17 protein-coding genes are annotated in these 19,216 nt (G+C 47.4%); 14 read left to right on the top strand and 3 right to left on the bottom strand.

Annotated elements, in window-relative coordinates:
• Window positions 1–11 precede the first annotated feature (11 nt).
• Genes FB479_RS19970 through FB479_RS19945 form a run of 6 tightly spaced genes read left to right on the top strand, consistent with a single transcriptional unit; the run spans window position 12 to window position 7,871 of the window.
• Window positions 12–1,859, top strand: coding sequence for a DUF2194 domain-containing protein (locus FB479_RS19970; RefSeq protein WP_255438467.1), 1,848 nt, complete (start codon window positions 12–14; stop codon window positions 1,857–1,859).
• Between the two features lie 3 nt (window positions 1,860–1,862).
• Window positions 1,863–3,269 (top strand): GT4 family glycosyltransferase PelF, encoded by a 1,407-nt coding sequence (gene pelF, locus FB479_RS19965; RefSeq protein ID WP_142066470.1) that lies wholly within the window; start codon window positions 1,863–1,865, stop codon window positions 3,267–3,269.
• Window positions 3,270–3,274: 5 nt separating this feature from the next.
• Window positions 3,275–4,675, top strand: coding sequence for an exopolysaccharide Pel transporter PelG (gene pelG / locus FB479_RS19960; protein WP_142066469.1), 1,401 nt, complete (start codon window positions 3,275–3,277; stop codon window positions 4,673–4,675).
• Between the two features lie 31 nt (window positions 4,676–4,706).
• Complete coding sequence (locus tag FB479_RS19955; protein WP_142066468.1) at window positions 4,707–6,431, top strand: CotH kinase family protein; 1,725 nt, start codon at window positions 4,707–4,709, stop codon at window positions 6,429–6,431.
• On the top strand, window positions 6,428–7,162 hold the full coding sequence (locus tag FB479_RS19950) for a polyphosphate polymerase domain-containing protein (protein ID WP_106652440.1): 735 nt from the start codon (window positions 6,428–6,430) through the stop codon (window positions 7,160–7,162). Before FB479_RS19955 ends, FB479_RS19950 begins: the two co-directional genes overlap by 4 nt.
• Window positions 7,163–7,184: 22 nt before the next feature.
• Window positions 7,185–7,871, top strand: a complete 687-nt coding sequence (locus FB479_RS19945; protein ID WP_106652441.1) for a DUF4956 domain-containing protein — start codon at window positions 7,185–7,187, stop codon at window positions 7,869–7,871.
• 73 nt (window positions 7,872–7,944) lie between these two features.
• Here FB479_RS19945 and FB479_RS19940 read toward each other — a convergent pair whose 3' ends face one another.
• The 3 genes from FB479_RS19940 to FB479_RS19930 all read right to left on the bottom strand — a co-directional run bounded on the left by FB479_RS19940 (window position 7,945) and on the right by FB479_RS19930 (window position 11,322).
• Window positions 7,945–9,342, bottom strand: coding sequence for a DUF4832 domain-containing protein (locus tag FB479_RS19940; RefSeq protein WP_142066467.1), 1,398 nt, complete (start codon window positions 9,340–9,342; stop codon window positions 7,945–7,947).
• Between the two features lie 27 nt (window positions 9,343–9,369).
• Window positions 9,370–10,524, bottom strand: coding sequence for a response regulator (locus tag FB479_RS19935; RefSeq protein ID WP_142066466.1), 1,155 nt, complete (start codon window positions 10,522–10,524; stop codon window positions 9,370–9,372).
• Between the two features lie 453 nt (window positions 10,525–10,977).
• A complete protein-coding gene (locus FB479_RS19930; protein ID WP_142066465.1) occupies window positions 10,978–11,322 on the bottom strand; it encodes a thioredoxin family protein in 345 nt (114 codons plus the stop codon).
• Between the two features lie 222 nt (window positions 11,323–11,544).
• On the opposite strand from FB479_RS19930, the gene FB479_RS19925 reads away from it, so the two are divergent.
• From FB479_RS19925 to FB479_RS19890, 8 genes are all read left to right on the top strand, one after another.
• Complete coding sequence (locus FB479_RS19925; protein ID WP_106652446.1) at window positions 11,545–12,000, top strand: prepilin peptidase; 456 nt, start codon at window positions 11,545–11,547, stop codon at window positions 11,998–12,000.
• A gap of 97 nt (window positions 12,001–12,097) precedes the next feature.
• Complete coding sequence (locus tag FB479_RS19920) at window positions 12,098–12,940, top strand: CpaB family protein (protein WP_106652447.1); 843 nt, start codon at window positions 12,098–12,100, stop codon at window positions 12,938–12,940.
• Between the two features lie 3 nt (window positions 12,941–12,943).
• Entirely contained in the window at window positions 12,944–14,101 is a 1,158-nt protein-coding gene (locus tag FB479_RS19915) for a CpaE/TadZ family protein (protein WP_142066464.1), read from the top strand.
• 13 nt (window positions 14,102–14,114) lie between these two features.
• Complete coding sequence (locus tag FB479_RS19910) at window positions 14,115–15,503, top strand: TadA family conjugal transfer-associated ATPase (RefSeq protein ID WP_106652449.1); 1,389 nt, start codon at window positions 14,115–14,117, stop codon at window positions 15,501–15,503.
• A complete protein-coding gene (locus tag FB479_RS19905) occupies window positions 15,481–16,407 on the top strand; it encodes a type II secretion system F family protein (RefSeq protein WP_047072375.1) in 927 nt (308 codons plus the stop codon). The genes FB479_RS19910 and FB479_RS19905 overlap by 23 nt, the downstream gene beginning before the upstream one ends.
• A 4-nt stretch (window positions 16,408–16,411) precedes the next feature.
• Complete coding sequence (locus tag FB479_RS19900) at window positions 16,412–17,347, top strand: type II secretion system F family protein (RefSeq protein ID WP_047072374.1); 936 nt, start codon at window positions 16,412–16,414, stop codon at window positions 17,345–17,347.
• Between the two features lie 109 nt (window positions 17,348–17,456).
• Window positions 17,457–17,669, top strand: coding sequence for a hypothetical protein (locus FB479_RS19895; protein WP_106652451.1), 213 nt, complete (start codon window positions 17,457–17,459; stop codon window positions 17,667–17,669).
• Between the two features lie 110 nt (window positions 17,670–17,779).
• Window positions 17,780–19,213 (top strand): vWA domain-containing protein, encoded by a 1,434-nt coding sequence (locus FB479_RS19890; RefSeq protein WP_142066463.1) that lies wholly within the window; start codon window positions 17,780–17,782, stop codon window positions 19,211–19,213.
• Window positions 19,214–19,216: the final 3 nt, after the last annotated feature.

Raw genomic sequence — 19,216 nt, 5'->3', positions numbered from 1 at the left:
GAGAATGGAGCATGTCTAAGTCCAACGATATTCCCGTGAAAAAAAACATCTACATCATTCTGATCTTTGTGGCGATTCTGGGGATCACCATAGAAGCTACCCGATCCCAGTTCATCCTTCAGGTGAGCAGTAATAAATCGGGCGGCTCGGGAATGCATACTGACGAGCCGAAGCAAAACGCGATCAGCCAGGAGGAAATCGCCAAGCTCGCAAGGGAGAGATTCCTCATTCTGTATGATTCCAAGGATGAGGGCAGCATGGCAATCGCGAGGAATGTGGAGCAAGTACTGCGGTATATGAAAAAGGAGTATGATCTCGCAGACGTTAAGCAGTTCTCCAAGCCCGATCCCCAATACATGACGGTCATTGTCACCATAGAAAATCTGGGCATGCTAGCCAATCTGGATACGATGATGCAATATGTGCACAATGGGGGAAATGTGTTCCTTTCACGTACGCCTGAATACAATGACAGCTTGTATCGCATATACCGAAAACTAGGGATCAATTCCATCAATCTCCCTATCGTGACAAACGGCATTCAGATGACATCCAATCTCTTAATCCAAGGAGAAGATGCAAAAATCGGGGCAGAGTCCATTGTTAATTCCTCGATTCCCGTAGAGCTGGATAGGGATGCGAAGGTTCACGCTGTTTCCGCCGAGAATATGCCACTGCTATGGGAGACCCGGTATGGACAGGGAAAGTTCATGGTCTATAACGGGACGAATATGCAATCTGCAATGAACAGAGGACTGATTGCTGGTGGCATCAGTTTGCTGAATCAAGATTTCATGTACCCCATTTTCAATATGAAAATCACGTATATTGACGATTTTCCCGCTCCCTTTCGCCAGGGAATCGAGCCGAGTATTTACCGCGAGTACCGCAAAGATATTCCCAGCTTCTTCCGGGATGTGTGGTGGCCCGACATGATCAAGCTTGCTGCCGATTACGATGTGACCTACACGGGAGCTATTATCAAGACCTACAATAACCGAGTTGCCTCCCCCTTCACAGATGAGGAAGGAACGGATTCGAACAATCTGATTACGTACGGCAGGGATTTGTTGAAGTTGGGTGGCGAATTGGGCATCCACGGATACAATCATCAATCGCTGGTTACCGATCAAGCGACGGCAAGCCATTACGAGTATAAGGCTTGGCCTGATGAAGCAAGCATGGCTGAGTCACTTGCATACCTGGACGATTATATCAAGAAGGTCTTCTCTTCATATGACATACAGGTGTATGTTCCGCCTTCCAACGTGTTGGGACAGGAGGGACGTCGAGCGCTGAAAAAGTCCTTCCCTGATCTGAGAGTCATTGCCTCCTTGTATGCAGAATCAGACAGCACGCACGAATACATTCAGGAGTTTTCCGTGGCCGAAGATGGCATGGTAGAGCTGCCGCGAATTACCTCAGGATACAGTCGTACAGACATTCATGATTGGTACGTAGCGAATGCGATCACATCCATCGGTGTTTTTTCTCATTTTGTTCATCCAGACGATGTGTTGGACAAGGAGCGAAGCAATAACAAGTCGTGGCCGGAATTGGTAAAAGACTTTCAGCTCATGCTGGAAGAGCTTTACCAGCAGTATCCATGGCTGCGCAGCCAGACTGCTTCCGAAGCTGCAACAAGCCTTGAGAGCTATTTGAAGACGGATGTGTATATCGCGCATACGGATAAAAAAATGACAGGCTACATGAACGATTTCTCCGGCGAAATGTATTTCATCTTGCGGACAAACAAAAAAATGACGAACTTAGTAAATTGCACGGTAGAAAATATAGAGGAAGGCACCTATCTCGTACATGCAACGGGTGCGAAATTTGAAATAGGACTGGAAGAGTAAGCCATGAAAATTTGTCTGATTGCCGAAGGATCTTACCCTTATATTACGGGGGGTGTCTCTAGCTGGATTCATTCCTTAATCGCTAGCATGCCAGAGGATGAGTTTATCATTTATGCGATTGGTGCAGAAGAGAAAAACAGGGGGAAATATGTCTACCAGCTCCCCGCGAATGTGGTGGAAATCAAAGAGGTATTTCTGGATGCCTATCTCAAAGAAGAGGCCGCACCGGGCAAGCGTCTGGGTCTGACTGAGGATGAGCAGCGTGCGTTGCTTTCGTTGCTCGATGGCACCAAGGGCGACTGGCTTGCTCTTTTTTCCGTGTTGTCGGGGAGTAAGGTGCCATCTGTTGCCGAGTTGCTTACAAGCAAGGACTTTTTCGAGGTAATCCAGCGGCTTTGCGAGCAAAAATACCCGCAAATTCCTTTTACCGAAATGATCTGGATGATTCGCTCCATGGTGCTGCCGTTATGTCTGGTCATTCAGAACGGCATGCCGCAAGCAGATTTGTATCACAGTGTTTGTACGGGATATGGCGGTGTAGCAGGGAGTCTCGGAAAGTATCTGCATGCAAAGCCGTTTTTGCTGACGGAACATGGAATCTATACCCGCGAGCGGGAAGAAGAAATTATCAAGGCAAACTGGATCAAGGGTCACTTTAAAGATATTTGGATCGATTATTTTCATAATCTTTCTGCGTGTGCCTACTCCTACGCGGATGAGGTAGTCACGTTGTTTGAGCGAAACAAGGAAATCCAGATCGAGCTAGGCTGTGATCCTTCCAAAGTATCCGTGATCCCAAACGGTGTGAAAGTGAGCGACTATGCAGACATCGTGGAGGAACAAAATAACGACGCAATAACAATTGGCGCTGTCGTCCGCGTGGTACCCATCAAGGATATTAAAACAATGCTGCAAAGCTTCGGACTCGTCAAAGAACAAGTGCCACACGCACGCTTTGTCATTATGGGCCCGACGGATGAAGACGAGGAGTACTACACAGAATGCCTGCAATTGGTCGACAGCCTACAGCTTGAGGATGTTACGTTTACGGGTGCGGTCAATGTGAAAGAGTATCTCGGAAAAATGGACATGCTTGTTTTGACCAGCATCAGTGAAGGCCAACCACTCGTCATTTTGGAAGGAATGGCATGCAGAAAGCCCTTTGTCACAACGGACGTGGGAAGCTGTCGGGAATTATTGTACGGCAATGGTGACAACTATGGCAACGCAGGGATAACGGTACCCGTCATGCATTTTACCCAAATTGCCCAAGCGATGATTACGTTGTGTCAAAACGAGCCATTGAGACGGCGTATGGGCAGAAGCGGTTTCCAGAGAGTGTCGGCTATTTACACACATGAGAACTTCTTGGCGGGATATCGCAATATGTATCGGAAATACGAGGTGTAAGAAACATGGCGGGCATTGGCTTTGAACTGAAGAAAATGTTTCGGAATAAAGGGTATTTGTCCAGTGTGAAGGCGTATGCATTTTCTTCGTTGGTCACAGTCGGACCGATGCTGATTTGTATGGTAATGATTACGGTGCTACAGCAAATCCTTCTTCAATTGAATGTCAGCTATTTGGAGCGAATGTCATTTCTAGCTGCAGTCGTTTATGCATTCGTGTTTTCGCTGTTGATTACCTGCGGCTTTTCCATGGTCATTTCTCGGTATATTGCGGACAAAATTTACTTGCGTGAGTACAACGACATTATTTCTTCCTTGTATGGAGTTATCGCTGTTTGCCTGGGCTTGGGGGGAATTCTCGGCGTTGCTTTTTACTGGCTCGCGCCTTTGCCGACTGGCTTTAAGCTCGTAGCCTACCTTCTTTTTGTGGAACTGATCGTCGTATGGCTGCAATCTGCTTACTTGTCTGCATTAAAGGATTACATGCGCATCATTCGCGGGTATTTGGCGGCTGTTGCCGTTACGCTTCTGGCTGCGTTTCTGCTGTTGAATCTGACTGAAGCGGAAAAAGGAATCGCGATGCTGATTTCTTTGGATCTTGGCTTCTTTACGATGATCGTTCTGTCCATGATTCATCTGGAGAGCTATTTCCCCAAACGGGAGAGGAACTACTTTGATTTCCTAAAGTACGTGAAAAAATACCCAAGTCTGCTAGGTGTGGGTCTTTTTTGCTCTCTCGGCTTCTATGTGCACCATTTTATTTACTGGCTGGGAAGTCCGCTGCAGGAGGTCGTTGCGGATACTTACGTGATTGCGCCTTTTTATGACGTGCCTGCGTTCTACGCCTCCTTGAGCATATTGCCTACGATGGTCATGTTTGTTGTATCTGTGGAGACAGCTTTTTACGAGAAGTATCGAGCGTATTACGGAACAATATTGGGCACAGGCTCGGTCCAGGATATCAAGCGGGCAAAAACAGACATGGTCCAAACATTGATGCAGGAGCTCAGCTTCATGATGGAAGTGCAGCTGTTCTTTTCCTTCGTCGCACTGGCTCTGGGAATTACGCTGCTCCCGCACATCGGTTTTACGTCCGATCAGATTGAGCGGTATAACATTCTGGTCATCGCGGGATACTTGTACGCTGTTATGTTTGTAATCGTGCTGATGCTGCTCTATTTTGACGATCGGAAGGGAGCGCTTGCGGTGACAACCTTATTTCTCGTCAGTACGGTTCTCATCACCATAGCGATGCTGCCCCTTCAGAACTACGGCTTTTCATTTTTTATTGCTTCGTTTCTTGCACTGGTAGCCGGTCTCAGCAGGCTAATTTATTACTTGAAAAATATCGATTATTACACCTACTGTCTACAGCCACTCTTTGTCAAAGGAAAGCGAATGGAATAGGTGGGTATGTATGGATTGGGGAGGACTTGGGTTGAAGAAAAAACGATTCATGCTGAGCCTGCTCGCAGCATTGGGAGTTGTCACGGCTGGTTGTACACAGGATGCGTCAGAACAGTCAGTGTCAGACAACCCGCCAGCAACGAGTCAGGCGGCGCCAACTCAGCAGATGAACGAGGGTCTGATTGAGAATAGAAGCGTATACGATCAGGATGTTGATGGGAGCATCATCCATTTATATGTGACGGTAGTCAACGAAGAAAATTCGAAACTGGAGACGACCACCTTTACGCAACTCAATTTAGCTCCTAGCGGACGAAATGAAAAGGGAGAAGATCTCCAGGCCAAAGTCATTTTGCAGGAAGGAACGGCGGAAGGGCCAGCTCAGGGGTACTTTGGTTTTGGCGATACGAGAGCGAACGGAACGATTGAGCTGCGGGGGGAATCGAGCCGAAGAGCGGAACAAAAATCGTACAAAATCCGTTTGTTCGACAGCGCTGGATACTGGCGGGATCAACGCAACATCAACTTAAGCAAGCACAAGTCTGACATGACGCGTGTTCGACAAAAGCTTAGCTTTGATTATTTCGAGCAGATGCCGAATATGACCAGTTTGCGGACGCAGTTCGTTCAAGTGAAAATCAAGGATTTGACAAAAAAAAATCCGGACCGGGACTTTGTTGATTACGGTTTGTTCACTCAAATTGAACAGCCGAACAAAACATTTTTGCAGGCGCATGGATTGGACCGGAACGGAAATTTGTACAAGGCAATTGATTTCGAGTTCCACCGCTACGAGGATCAAATCAAGCTGGCAACCGATCCTACCTACGACAAGAAAGCATTTGAGAAAATTTTGGAGATCAAAGGCAGCGAGAACCATGAAAAGCTCATTGCCATGCTGGAGGATCTCCACAATCCTGCGATCAATGCGCAAGACTTTTTGGACAAGCATTTTGATCGGGAGAACTATTATACCTGGCTGGCATCCAACCTGTTGATGGGGAATCACGACACGGCTGTTCACAATTTTTACTTATACAGCCCGAGCAACTCGAACAAGTGGTATTTCCTCCCGTGGGACTATGACTCATCGTGGGGATTTTTTGAAGAAGAGCTCAAGCGCAGTCCGGAAAAAGGACTCGGTCCATGGCAGTTTGGCCTCTCCAACTACTGGGTGTCGAACCTGCACCGCCGCATCTTCAAAGACCCGGAAAACATCAAGGCGCTAAACGAAAAGGTTGAGGAAGTCAGTAAGATCATTACGAAGGAGCAAACGGAAAAATACTTGAAGAGCTATTATCCGATTGTGAGCAAATACGTGCTGCAACAACCTGATTTATATAATTTGCCGTTGGATGTCTCCTATTTTCACAAGGAGCAAGCACTTCTCTCTGGTGAACCGGAGCGTAACAAAAAGAGATACTATGAACGCCAAGAGAATCCGATGCCCTTTTTTATGGGGGAGCCAAGAAAAGAAGGGGACAAGCTCGTCTTTAGTTGGGACCATTCCTATGACCTGCAAGGAGATGATCTGACCTACGACTTTGCCGTCAGCTACGATCCTGCTTTTACGAAGATACATGCGCAGGCGAAGGGGCTGACAGGGGTTGAATACGCGATAAAAGATCCGGGAAAAGGCCGCTTTTTTTGGCGCGTGATTGTAAGGGACAGCAAAGGGAATACACAGACGGCATTTGACAGGGTCGAGCCGGAGGATGCGATTTATCATGGGGTGAAGGAGTTCGTATTGAAATGAAAGGAATACAGAGCACGGGCATCCAACTCGGCAACAAGCGATTGCGGCATGAGTTGAAGTATTATCTTCGGCTGAGTCATTACGAGCCGCTGCGGCAGAAATTGCGGTTAATCGCAACTCCTGACCCCTATTCTGTGAGTGAGGAAGGATATCATATCCGCAGCTTGTATTTTGATGACTATCACGACACGGCTCTCTATGAAAAAAACTACGGGGTTTTTCAAAGAAAGAAGTACCGCATCCGTATCTACAACAAAAGTGATGCGGTCATTAAGATGGAGCGGAAGAGCAAGTTTGGCGGGTACATTTGTAAAGAATCAGCGTCGATCACGCGAGAGGAGTATGAACTGATTTTGGCAGGCGATGTTGAGTTTTTGCAAGAGACGGAAAGTGCTGTGCTGCGGGATTTTTACTTGTCGTGCAAAAACCATCTGTTTCGGCCGCGCGTTATTACGGATTACGTTCGAGAGGCGTATTTGATGAGAGAAGGGAATGTCAGGATTACGTTTGACAAGTACTTGAAGGCAAACGTCAATTCCCTTGATATATTTGACGAGCACATCATGATGGTGAGAGCCATTCATCAGCCCATGATGATCATGGAAGTGAAATACGATCACTTCCTGCCATTCAATATTAGACATTTGCTACAAAACCTGAGTAATCAGCGATCGGCTATCTCCAAATACGTCATTTGCAGAGAGGAGACCAAAAAGTACTATAATCTTTAGGGTGAGGAGAAGTCGGGAAACTATGGATACTACCAATACCATTAATTTTCAAGATATCATCAAAAAAAGTGTCTTAAAAATGGACCAATTCGCCAGCATCTCGATCATCGATACCATCATCGGTCTTGTGCTGTCGGGATTGCTTGGTTTGTTCATCTACTATATTTACAAGAAAACGTTTCGTGGCGTCGTTTATACACACACCTTTAACATCACGCTGGTGGCGATGGCGATGCTTACTTGCCTGATTATCATGACGATTAGCACGAATATCGTGCTCTCACTCGGGATGGTCGGCGCGTTGAGCATTGTGCGGTTCCGTACCGCTATCAAAGACCCGTTGGATATTGTCTTCATGTTTTGGTCGATCTCGGTAGGTATTGCGACTGGAGCGGGTGTGTACCCTGTCTCCGTCCTGGGATCACTGGTGGTAGCTGCTGTCATCGTCGTATTATCCAAGCGGCAAATGAAAGATGTTGCTTATCTGCTCATTATTAACTATCACGATCAAGCCAACGACGGGGTCAAATACCAGTTGAACAAGCTAAAATACACCCTGAAGTCAAAGACAGTCAACAAAGAGATCGTCGAATTGATTGTGGAAGTAAAAATCAAAGGAGATAATACGGCATTTGTTCAAGATATCTCAGAGGTAGAAGGTGTGAAAAACGTATCATTGGTAAGCTACGATGGCGATTATGCACCATAAATGATTCTGCAAAAAAATCCCTATCTGACGACTCCTTAACAGGCTGTCAGGAAGGGATTTTTCTTTGATTTTATTAATCTCGTACTTGAACCTTGCCTAGTGTGTATCTTCCGTCCGCTCTTTTTCCTTCCATGGCAAGTTGAATGCCCGGCTCTTCCGTATAGGGATCGAGGATCGCTACACAGAGTGTGTATGTTCCTTCTGGAAGATCATCCGGGATTTCCAAGCTTTGCTTGACGGTTTTCTTGCCAGGAAGCCATTTGCGGATGTCTTCATCCGTTTTTGTCTTGGTTACGATCTCGCCATCTTCATCCGCGAGTGACAGTTCGAGAATCCACGGGAAATAAAAAGGAGCAACACCGCGGTTTTGCCAATCCATCGTCACAGCGAGGCTGTCTCCGGGCTCGACTGCTTTGGCATGTGTCTCTTTGGTGATGGAGAAGCGGTAGCCAATCGTGTTTAAAAAGCGATCCAAATATTCTTGTTGCTCGCCGTCTTTTTCGAATCGTGCGGGTGTATTCGGGCCAAGCCAGCTAATATGCGAAGCTTTGGCTTGTGAGATTACCTGGTTAATTGAGGAGCGATCAAAGTAGCTGCTTAACGAGTCGGATGGGGAGAACTCTCCACCGCTTGGTGCGTACTTCCAAAAGTCAGGCATGGCAGGCATTTTCTCTTTGGTAAGCCAGGATACATAGCCCTTCTGTATCCATGACAGGTAACTGTCTGTATCTTCTTTGTTGCCGAACATGTCGTTAAACAGGCCAAGCTTATATTGTTTGGAGATAGGGTGTGGTCTGCGCATCAGCAGCATCGGATCAGCGAAGTTGTCCAAGTAAGGTTGTACGTACTGATCGGTAATTTCCGATGCAGGGAAAGGGATAGACGTATCGGTGTGCCATTCTCCCCAGTGACCGAGGCTTCCGAGTTCAATGAAAGCGATACGTGGGTCATCCTTGTAGCGCTCCCCCAATGCGTCTATTAACTGTTTGTGATACTTGATGATAAGCGGATTGCTATAGTTTGGGCTGTAGCCTTTGCCATAGTCGTTTCGATACCACTCACCATCATCAAACCCATTATCGTCCCCGCCGATTTCGTTATAGAGCCAATCGGGTATCTCCATGTCCGATTTCTTATCTGGGAGGTCCATGATGATACGGAGGATGAACTTGACATCTTTTTCTGTCCACTCTTCGAAACGAATCGCATCCTCGACTTCATCAAATGCATAGTCGCCTTTTGTTGGCTCGAGCATTCTCCACGTAATATTGGCATAGACGAGAGTGTGGTCCTGGTCATTATTACTCATCCGTGAATCTGGCGCCAGCCCCATATACGGGTTATGCAACACATCTTGGATTTGCTTCGGTGAATAGGTAGCCGTTCCATAACTGGATGCGGCAGCAGAGGAAGGGAGAATGCAAAAAGCAGCGAGAAGTACACTGTATAAGCCGCAAATTCTGATCTTCATGAGTACCCCCTAGATAAAGTGAGAGAATTATTGCTTTTGTTCTGTCTCCTGTTTCCATATGTGATACCACGTCGTTATATGTTCGTTTGCAGCAGTGCCGAGCTCAAGCTCCCAACGAGAGGTTAAGAGATGGTACTGTTCTTCTACAGCAGCATGATTATCCAAGGAAGCGTACAATTGCATCAAGATCATGTAGCTGTCCTCTTCTAACGGATGCAAATGCTGAATGCGCTGATTGACGTTGATCGCCTCTTGTACTCTGCCGTGGCCCAAATAGAAGCTGCTCATTGTTTTCGCGAGCTGAAGCCACATTCTGCGGAGCCTTTCTCGCTCATACTCTGCCCATAAATAGTCGTAGTCTCCGAAATAATCGCCCGCATACGTCGCGAGCACTTTCTCATACTCCTGCATACTAGCAAGAGAAAGGAGCGGTAGTTGTTTGAGGCGATTCTCCCATTCTTCCACATCGATCGTGGCCGAATCAATCGTCAGCTTATAACCGCCTTCTAAATTGCCTTTGTTGATCGATATCGTCTGGAGACCATAGCGTTTCAAGGTTTGCCGGATGAGGTAAATCGTCGTATACAGCTGGGTTACGCCTTTGCTTCCATCATAATCCGGCCACAAAAGCTCGATCAGCGAATCTTTGTCGATCATCTTGTTACGGTGATGCAACAAATACGCAAACAGCTCGCGAGCTTTATTCGTACGCCACTTGATCTCTTGCGGCTCCTGATTCGGCTGGTGAAACAAAATACTATTAAAGCATTGGATGGAAACGACTGATTCTGCTTTAACAGGCGCGGCTTCTTGCGCGGACTTGATTCTCTCACGCAAACGGTCCATTGTCTTTTGCAAGCGTTGAAGTTGTACAGGCTTCATGATGTAATCCAGCGCACACAGCTCAAAAGCATCGACGGCGTACTTATCGTACCCCGTGACAAAAACGATCTCCGGGGAGTTATCGATTCCTTGCAGACGTTCTCCGATCTCCAGACCACTGATGCGCGGCATATTAATATCCAAAAATACGACATCTGGTTGAAGGGATATTGCTTGGTCGATCGCTTCGAGAGGATTGGTGTAGGCTCCGACTACCTTAACGCCGCCAACATCTTTTTCCAGCAATCGTTGCAGATGCATCAAGGGTAGTTGCTCGTCGTCTACCAATAAGGCTCTCATCCACTGTCTCTCCTTCAAAAAACGATAAAATACAACAGATTGTCTTGCGAAACTGATTTGTTCATACTTTCTACTCTATCATCAAAAGAGAGGTTATCCAAATCTTTACGGTGGAAGGAAGTGTGAATTTTTTAGCGAATTACGGTGAATTGCGAATAGGGTGATAGTGTACTCAAGATGCGGTAATGGGTTCAACGCTAAAAAGGAGGGGTGGAAGATGCCTTTTGGTCTTTACGTCATTCTAATTATTTTCAATTCTATTTTGACAATATTGGTATGCCCGGGATTTTTTCGAAAGTGGAAAGAACTACGAAAAAAAATGCTCTTTTACCGGCTAGTCGCAACTGGTTTTGCAATCGTATGGTTCTGGATCATTATTTTGTACCAAACCATTGTTTATATCACGTAATCGCAAAGGAAAGCATGATGATTCGCTACAAAAAGTAGGGATTGTCATGCTTTTGTATTTTTCTTCGCCTGGGTCTCCTCCACTGTCAACTTCAGAACAAGCTCCAACTCATCAAACGAGACAAACCGGGCTTGTCGGAACACTTCTTTTCCGTCCATAAACAGCAGGATCGCCGGAGCAGTAAATACAAGAAACTCACCGGAAAGATTAGGCATTTTTTCCATGGATGCAACCATACTTTTCACTTGTGGGTATTGTTTCAGCAGTTCTACCGTTCTTGCGTAGGTGACATCGCACACACCGCAGTTTGCCGTTTTAATGAACAGCAGGCTGAGGGGATGGCCCTCGATGTCTGTAAGCAGTTCAGTCAGTTCTACATAATCCTGCACGGTTCTCCACCTCTTGTTTCGTTGTCCTCACACTTTACCATCAGCTTAACCTACGATTCGACAGATTGAAAAGGAAAAACGTCCCGCACAATCTCAGGAAAAAAGAATATGGAAGCGGTTTCCATTAAAATACCCCAAAAAAATTGGGTATTTTTGCAACAATCTTCAAAAATCCTCCGTCTGTAATGGTGAATTTTTCCTAAAAAGCAGGAAGGAGGACATATGGTGTTATCCATGTATGTCATCATTCCCATTCTTTTCGTAATGGCAGTCGCTATGTATACCGACCTACGCAGTCGTCTCATTTACGACTGGCTGACGCTTCCAGGAATCGTTTATTTTCTCCTTGTGCATGCGTACCTTCATCCGGAAAAATGGCTAACCTATGCGATAGGAGCTATCATGCTGGGCGGAATCTCACTGATTATGGCGGTGATCAGTAAAGGGCAGATGGGCGGAGGAGATATCAAGCTGCTGGCTCTGGTGGGAGCGGCGGTTGGATGGCAAGCGGGATTGGTCGTACTCATGCTTACGTATTTGCTCGCGGGAGTCAGTGTACTTCCTATGTGGGTCATATCCAAGATGACGGGCAGAATGAAGGTTGGCCGAGAGATACCACTGGCGCCATTTATCGCTGGCGGAACCAGTCTGATGCTGGTCATGGTCATGTATTACTAGTCTTTTTCTCATAAGGATGTCGATTCGCAATCTTGGTAATAAAACGACAAAGTATGACACATGAATGGATTTTTCAAAAAAGAGAGGGAATCTTCAGATGTTGGAATCAAAACGTAGAGCAATCATCTTCCTTGTATTATCGTTCCTACTTGCTGCTCTGGCGGGCTTTCTGTTTTTGCAAAAAATCAAGGATCTGAACGCGCAGCTTGGCGAGATGGTGGAAATTTACGAGGCAAATGCAGACATTCCATCTCGGGCACTGATTCAACCCGACCAATTGACGGTAAGGGAAATCCCGAAAAAGTACGCGGATGATTCGTATGTGATCGATAAAGCCAGTTTGAAAAATCAAGTCACGATTGTCCCTTTGTCGAAGGGGGATATCATTACGAAAAACATCATGAAGCCAGCGAACGTTGTTCGGGATGAGAACAACAGGCTCGTGACGGTATTTTCATCGAATAATATCGTCTTCGACCAGGAGTTGGAAGCGCTAGACCGGGTCGACATCATCATCTCGCATGAGGTGAGTGGAAAGCCCGTAACGGAAGTGTTCATGAAAGACGTGCCGGTCGCCATGGTAGCGAAATCGGAGAACAGCTTCAAGGGCGTGGCTTTGGAACTGCCGTTTGAGGAAGCGCCGAAATTCATTCACCAGCAGCATTACGCCCAGATGGTTCGCATTTTGAAAGCGAATGTGGGCAAAGGAGACTTGGGCATTCCTGATCCGTTTGTGGAGCCTACGCCGGAACAGACGAAAACGCCTGGCAAACCAGCTGACGCCAAGCCTGGGACACCAGCAGTAACGCCACCTGCGGCACAGCCTGCCGGACTGCCCGCCGCCGTCCAGAAACCACCAGCGGCTCCGGTTCAGCCACAAAGCAAACCAACTTCGGTACCACCGCAGCCAACTAATCAACCACCGAAAACCGGAGGGTAAGTCATGAACAAAGATATGAAAATTCTCGTCGTTGCGGATTACGACTCTGTAAAAGACATGCTGAGGGAAATTCTGTCCGCTTACGAGCAAGTACGATACACGACTTCTATCGAAGTGAAAAAAGAAATTGACCGTATTGGACCCGATGTCGTTTTGCTCGTGCAGCCGGAAGACGGAGCAGGAGTAGAGCTGGTGCAGTATATACAAGGCGAGCTGCCGGAGGGCATTGTCATTTATCTCACGGAAAGACAGGATTTTGTCTTGCTGCGAGATGTCGTCCGTGCGGGTGCGGTTGAATACATCGTCATGCCTGATGAGCTGAATCTTTTGTCTGATCGTCTCGACAAAATATCCGATCTATCCCTAATCAAACAGAGAAAAAAGGGTGCGGATGTATGCGGCAAGGCTTTTGTGCGAGGACGAGGGAAGGTGTACTCCTTTTACAGCGGAAAAGGGGGAAGCGGGCGAACACAGCTGGCAACTGGCTTTGCGCAAGCATTGAAGCTGGAATCTACGGCAAGTGTGCTGCTCATCGACCTCAATCTCCAATACGGCGGTGTAGAAACCTTCTTGTCGTTTGAAAACAACCGTACATTGGGCGATCTGATGCCCGTTATGGACGAAATCAACGAATTTCATATTCGCAACGTGGCGCAGAGGGAGAACTATTCCAAGCTGGAGGTGCTGGTCAGTCCGCGGGATGCCGAGACAGCCGAGAATATGTCCGAAGCCTTCGTCACCAGGCTGATCCGCGCCAGTCGTCGCAGTTATGACTTTGTCATTCTCGACCTGCCAACGCATATGAATGAGCTAACCTTTGCCGCTTTGTCAGAGTCGGACATGATTTACTACGTGATGAATCTTGACACACCGTCCGTTCAAATTTACCGACTCGTGGAAGACTTGTTCAGACGTCTTCGGATTGATACGGCAGGCAGGCTCGAAGTGATCGTCAACCAGGTGGGACGGGATAACGAACTGAACGTATCGGATTTGAAAGGGTTATTCAACGCTCCGATTACTGCTGAAATCAGCAGAGATCATCAAGGAGTGCAAGCGGCCGTCAATCAAGGCCGACCATTGCAAAAAGAACCGAATGAGAAGAAGCTCTCTCCGGCTGCGAAAGACATCAGAAAATGGGTACTCAAGAAACTGTCATAAAGGTGGGAGTTAGATGGCTTTATTCCGACGCAAGCAAGAGCAGACAGCGCCAGGGGATGAGGCAAAGCAGACGACACTCGCTGCCACACTAGCAGCTCCTTCCTTCAATCCGTATATTGACGAACTGGCTGAGCATTACAAGACCCGACTCTTACGTGAGACCAACCTGGAGAGACTGACTAGTCTACGTTCAGATGAGATGCGTCTCGCGATCGAACGTCTCGTATCCCAATACATGTCGGAAGAGAAAGTAGTCATTCCACGAAATGAAAAGGACATACTGCTGACTCGTCTGATCAATGAATCAGTGGGGCTTGGGCCGCTCGAACCGCTGCTCGCAGACCCGGAAATCACGGAAATCTCGATTAATGGGCACAGCCTTGTTTACGTTGAGAAGCGGGGAAGGCTCGAGTTGACCGATTTGAAATTTCGCGATGAGGAACATTTGCGGCATATTGTAGACAGGATTGTCGCACCGCTCGGCCGCCGAATCGACGAAAGCTCACCGATGGTCGACGCCCGATTGAAGGACGGAAGCCGCGTGAATGCGGTCATCCCTCCGATCAGTCTGAATGGGACACTCGTTTCGATTCGTAAATTCCGCAAAGAGCCGTATTTAATGGATGACCTGATGCAGTTCGGTTCCTTCAGCGAACCGATGTCCCAGTTTATTCAAGCCGTAGTGGAAGCCAAAATGAACGTCCTGATCTCAGGCGGTACGGGGAGCGGTAAGACGACGTTGCTCAATGCGACAGCAAAAGCCATTCCTCACTATGAACGTGTCATCACGATTGAGGATTCGGCCGAGCTGAAGCTGACTCACCCCAACTGTATTGGCATGGAGGCACGCCCACCCAATATGGAGGGAACAGGAGAAGTCACCATTCGCCAGCTCGTGCGAAACTCCCTGCGGATGAGGCCAGACCGAATCATCGTCGGGGAGGTACGGGGTGCGGAAGCATTTGACATGCTGCAGGCAATGAATACGGGACATGAAGGATCGCTCACCACGGTACACGCCAATTCACCGCAGGATGCCTTCAACCGTTTGGAAGGGATGGTCGTCATGGCTGGGATGGATTTGCCCTCCACGATCGTCCGTGAATATATTGTCAGCGCACTGGATATCATCGTCCAGGTCACACGTCTGTCTGACGGAACGCGGAAAATCGTTTCCATTTCAGAAGTGGTGAAAACCGAAGACAAACGGGTAGAGGTCAACGAGATTTTTCGTTTCCAGCGAAAGGGAATCGGCGCAAAAGGAGAAGTGCTTGGCTACTTTACGGCAACCGGAGTGATCCCGCGGTGCTTGGAGAGGCTCCAAGTATTTGGAATCAATCTCGACGAATCCATGTTCAGGGCGGAAGGAGGGAAGCAGCGTGACCATGCCTATTCTGTTTAGTCTTGCGGTGTTGTTTGGTATCTGGGGCCTCTATGAATATCTCGGTTACCGGGCCAAGAAGACCGAATGGAAAAAGAAAGCAGAAGAATGGTTTGAGGTGAAGGGCAAACGAAAAAGCGTCGTCATCGTCTGGGGGGACAAATTCGACCAGACGCTTTATGCCAAAGAAATACAAAAAAAGCTGATCAAAGCGAATTTCCCTCTGGCGCCCTCCGAGTTTTACGGAATTTTGATTGTAGGGACGATGGGACTCGCTTTCTTACTCAGTAATGTGGTGAATATTCCCTTTCCTTACAACATCATTATTGGTGCAGCGGTGATGTATCTCATACAGAACGTGTTGTTCTTTGTAAGACGAAATAAGTACCAGGAGCGGTTGAATGAACAGCTGTCCGAGGTGTGCCGCCTTTTGGCAAACTCACTGCGGGCAGGCCTTACGCTCTCGCAGGGGATCACGCTTGTTGCGAAAGAGATGAATTACCCTGCTGGCGAAGAGTTCAGCCGTATGGCGCGCGAGCTGCAGCTTGGTGTTAGCTTTGACCGGGCGCTCTCTGACATGGAAAAACGGATACCGACGCGGGATTTCCGTATCTTTACTGCTACGCTGTTGATTCAACGGCGCGCAGGGGGGAATTTGAGCCAAGTGCTGCAGGAAATGGCGGAGACATTGGAGGATCGCCGCATTGTGAATCAGGAGATCAAGACCATGACGGCAGAACAGCGATACGTCTCCATTTTGGTGCCGATTATGCCTATTGCCCTGGTACTGATGATGAACATGATGAACGAAGGCTTCATTGATCCGTTGTTTTCCGGATTTGGTCTTTTTCTTCTGGGGTTGTTCGTAATCGGAACTCTCCTGTCCTATATCCTCGTAAAGAAAGTGACCAACATAAAGGTGTGAAAACATGGATGCTCTCATAATTACATGCGTGTTCTTGTTTCTCTTGCTGTTCGCCATCTGTCTGAAGGAGTGGTATCGCTACTCCATCGAGAAGCAAAAACTGCTCACACATGTCCATGAGGTGACCGGACACAAAAACTACGGAGTGCGCAAGAAGGAAACTTCATCCGAACGCCTGGTCAAACGCCTGCTTCGGTATGGAGACGACTATGCGGTCATGGGTCAGCGCATCAACTTTTTTAGTGAGTCACATGAGGTTGAGGACTGGCTCCTGAAGGCTGGACGCCCGTTAGATTTGACAGTTGCCCAATTTCAAGGAGTCAAAATATTTATGGCTTTGCTCGGTATCATTGCCGGCACGCTGTTTTTCATTCTTGGCTTTCCCTTGTCGCATCTGGGCCTGATCGCATGGCCGTTGGTTGGATACTTTCTGCCCATCCTTCTGCTGAAGAACAAAGCCCGGGATCGTCAAAATCAGCTTCGTTATGACCTGCCGGAATTTCTCGACACCGTAAGCGTCACCCTGCAAGCGGGGGTAAGTCTCGATCAGGCATTGCGCGAAGTCATCAAGTTTTTTGACGGACCGATTCGGGAAGAGTTTTCCCGTTTCAATCAAGAGCTGGATCTGGGTGTACAGAGGGAAAAGGCGTATGAACAACTGCTTCGACGCAACGATAATCCGGAGTTTCAAATGCTGATCAAAGCGCTCATTCAGGGGATGCGCCTGGGAGTACCGATTGCCGTCACGTTCAAGGCACAAGCCGAAAACATGCGAAGAATCCGGAAAGAGCTGATCAAGGAAAAGGCGGCCAAGGCGTCGCCGAAAGTAACCCTGATCACCACGTTTGTCGTGACTCCTACAGCGATTATCCTGATTGGCGGTTTGATGGTATTGAATATTTTAGAGAACCTCGATTTGTTCTCTGGCATCATGCCATAATGTATGTTTTGACTTTATGGGAGGTGATGCCCGTCACAAAGATGGGATGAGTAATGTGAACAATGTGCCTTATCAAATTCATTTTAACCATGAGGGGAGAAGATTTTTTATGAAAACCATGATGCAAAAACTGTATGTAAAAGTCCAAGGAGCTCTGCATAATCAGAAAGGTGCTCAAGCCATTGAATGGATCGCGCTGGCAGGTGTGGTGATCGCCGTGTTTGGAGCAGTAATCACTTACTTCAAAGGTAATCCTGACGGTGTAGGAAAATCAATTGGTGAAACGCTTGGCAATATCATCGGAGACTTGGATGGGAAGTAATCTGAGTGAATGCTGTTTGGTTACAAACATTGGAAAAGTTGGCGGTGAAGGGCTTTCCTTCACCTCCACTCATACATAGTAAATCTGTAAGAAGCAGGAGGTAGCAGTCGATGAGACTTGTGAAGGGATTTATTGCGGCCGTCCTCCTTATTAGCCTGCTAACGGCGTGTTCACAAGAGGCAGGAAATCAACCGGAAACTCCACAGACCACGGATGGGCAGCCACCCTCTGTTCCATCAGGCACAGAAACACAACAGCCTCCAGACAACACTGGTGAAACGAACACCGAGATGAGCAGAGAAGAAAAAATAAAAGCGTTGGAGGCAATGGTAAAGGCTGGCCCCCTGCTAAAACGGGAAACAACAGAGGATTTTTTGAACACTCCTCCTGGGCTTTTTGCGGGGAAGTCGTATGACGACAACAAGGAAGAGATAGAAACGGAATTAAAGAAATTGCCTTATATTGAAAATCCAGACGAAGAAATCACGAATCTGTATTACCTTGCCCTCTTAGGTTTGTTCGCGGAGAGCTATCCCGATCCGCAACAAATTATTGATGACATGAAGATGGATTATTTCGGAAGTCCGGAAATCGAAGATCCTCGCTACCAGTACAAGGAAAACTACAATGTGGAGATTATTCTTGACGCAAGTGGCAGCATGGGTGCAATGGCGAACGGCAAGACAAGGATGGATGCTGCCAAAGATGCTATCAAAGCCTTTGCTGAATCATTGCCGCCACAGGCCAATGTGGCTCTGCGCGTATACGGACATAAGGGCAGCGGGAAAGAGTCGGATAAAGCGCTCTCCTGCGGCAGCAGTGATTTGGTATACGGAATGCAGCCTTACAACAAAGAAAAACTGCGGAGTTCCTTGAATCAGTTTCAGCCTGCGGGATATACCCCGATTGCCTACTCCTTGCAGGAAGCAATGAAGGATTTGAGCAAATTTTCAGGGGACAAAAACACCAATATGATTTACCTGGTTAGCGACGGAATCGAAACATGCGGCGGAAACCCCGCCGAAGCAGCAAAACAACTTTCCCAATCAGCGATTACACCGATTATTAACGTAATTGGTTTTGGCGTGGACGGCCCAGGGCAGCAACAGCTAAAAGAAGTGGCCAAGGCAGCAGGAGGTCGCTACGTACTGATTCAGGATCAAAAAGAACTACAGGAAGAATTCAATCGTGGGAAAGAGATTGCAGACAAATGGAAAAAGTGGAAAGCAGATGCGTCCTATCAGGCTTTTGACACGCGCATATCACGTAAGACAGACATCAGTTCGTTCGCAGCAGACTGGAGAATCATTGCTGGCGATGAAAGCTACAATATGAATTCTGCCATTACGACCATGGGTGCGGATGACATGATTCCGGATGAACTCGCCAATCGTCTCCGAACCATGAAGGACGAACAGAAGGATATGGCCAAGAAAAAGGCGGACGAATTGGAGGACTTTCTGGATTCCTTGAACGATAAGTCCTATAAGGAAACCGTGAATGCGATCAACCAGAAGTTTGCGCAGAATACGAAAACGAACTAAAGT

Source organism: Brevibacillus sp. AG162, from assembly GCF_006715575.1.
Classification (GTDB): domain Bacteria; phylum Bacillota; class Bacilli; order Brevibacillales; family Brevibacillaceae; genus Brevibacillus; species Brevibacillus brevis.
This window is presented reverse-complemented; position numbering and strand designations above follow the sequence as displayed.

Excerpts from the sequence above, each read along its gene's own strand:
- FB479_RS19970 (WP_255438467.1), top strand. The coding sequence starts at position 12 with ATGTCTAAGTCCAACGATATTCCCGTGAAAAAAAACATCTACATCATT.
- pelF (WP_142066470.1), top strand. The coding sequence starts at position 1,863 with ATGAAAATTTGTCTGATTGCCGAAGGATCTTACCCTTATATTACGGGG.
- pelG (WP_142066469.1), top strand. The coding sequence starts at position 3,275 with ATGGCGGGCATTGGCTTTGAACTGAAGAAAATGTTTCGGAATAAAGGG.
- FB479_RS19950 (WP_106652440.1), top strand. The coding sequence starts at position 6,428 with ATGAAAGGAATACAGAGCACGGGCATCCAACTCGGCAACAAGCGATTG.
- FB479_RS19945 (WP_106652441.1), top strand. The coding sequence starts at position 7,185 with ATGGATACTACCAATACCATTAATTTTCAAGATATCATCAAAAAAAGT.
- FB479_RS19940 (WP_142066467.1), bottom strand. The coding sequence starts at position 9,342 with ATGAAGATCAGAATTTGCGGCTTATACAGTGTACTTCTCGCTGCTTTT.
- FB479_RS19935 (WP_142066466.1), bottom strand. The coding sequence starts at position 10,524 with ATGAGAGCCTTATTGGTAGACGACGAGCAACTACCCTTGATGCATCTG.
- FB479_RS19925 (WP_106652446.1), top strand. The coding sequence starts at position 11,545 with ATGGTGTTATCCATGTATGTCATCATTCCCATTCTTTTCGTAATGGCA.
- FB479_RS19920 (WP_106652447.1), top strand. The coding sequence starts at position 12,098 with ATGTTGGAATCAAAACGTAGAGCAATCATCTTCCTTGTATTATCGTTC.
- FB479_RS19915 (WP_142066464.1), top strand. The coding sequence starts at position 12,944 with ATGAACAAAGATATGAAAATTCTCGTCGTTGCGGATTACGACTCTGTA.
- FB479_RS19910 (WP_106652449.1), top strand. The coding sequence starts at position 14,115 with ATGGCTTTATTCCGACGCAAGCAAGAGCAGACAGCGCCAGGGGATGAG.
- FB479_RS19900 (WP_047072374.1), top strand. The coding sequence starts at position 16,412 with ATGGATGCTCTCATAATTACATGCGTGTTCTTGTTTCTCTTGCTGTTC.
- FB479_RS19895 (WP_106652451.1), top strand. The coding sequence starts at position 17,457 with ATGAAAACCATGATGCAAAAACTGTATGTAAAAGTCCAAGGAGCTCTG.
- FB479_RS19890 (WP_142066463.1), top strand. The coding sequence starts at position 17,780 with ATGAGACTTGTGAAGGGATTTATTGCGGCCGTCCTCCTTATTAGCCTG.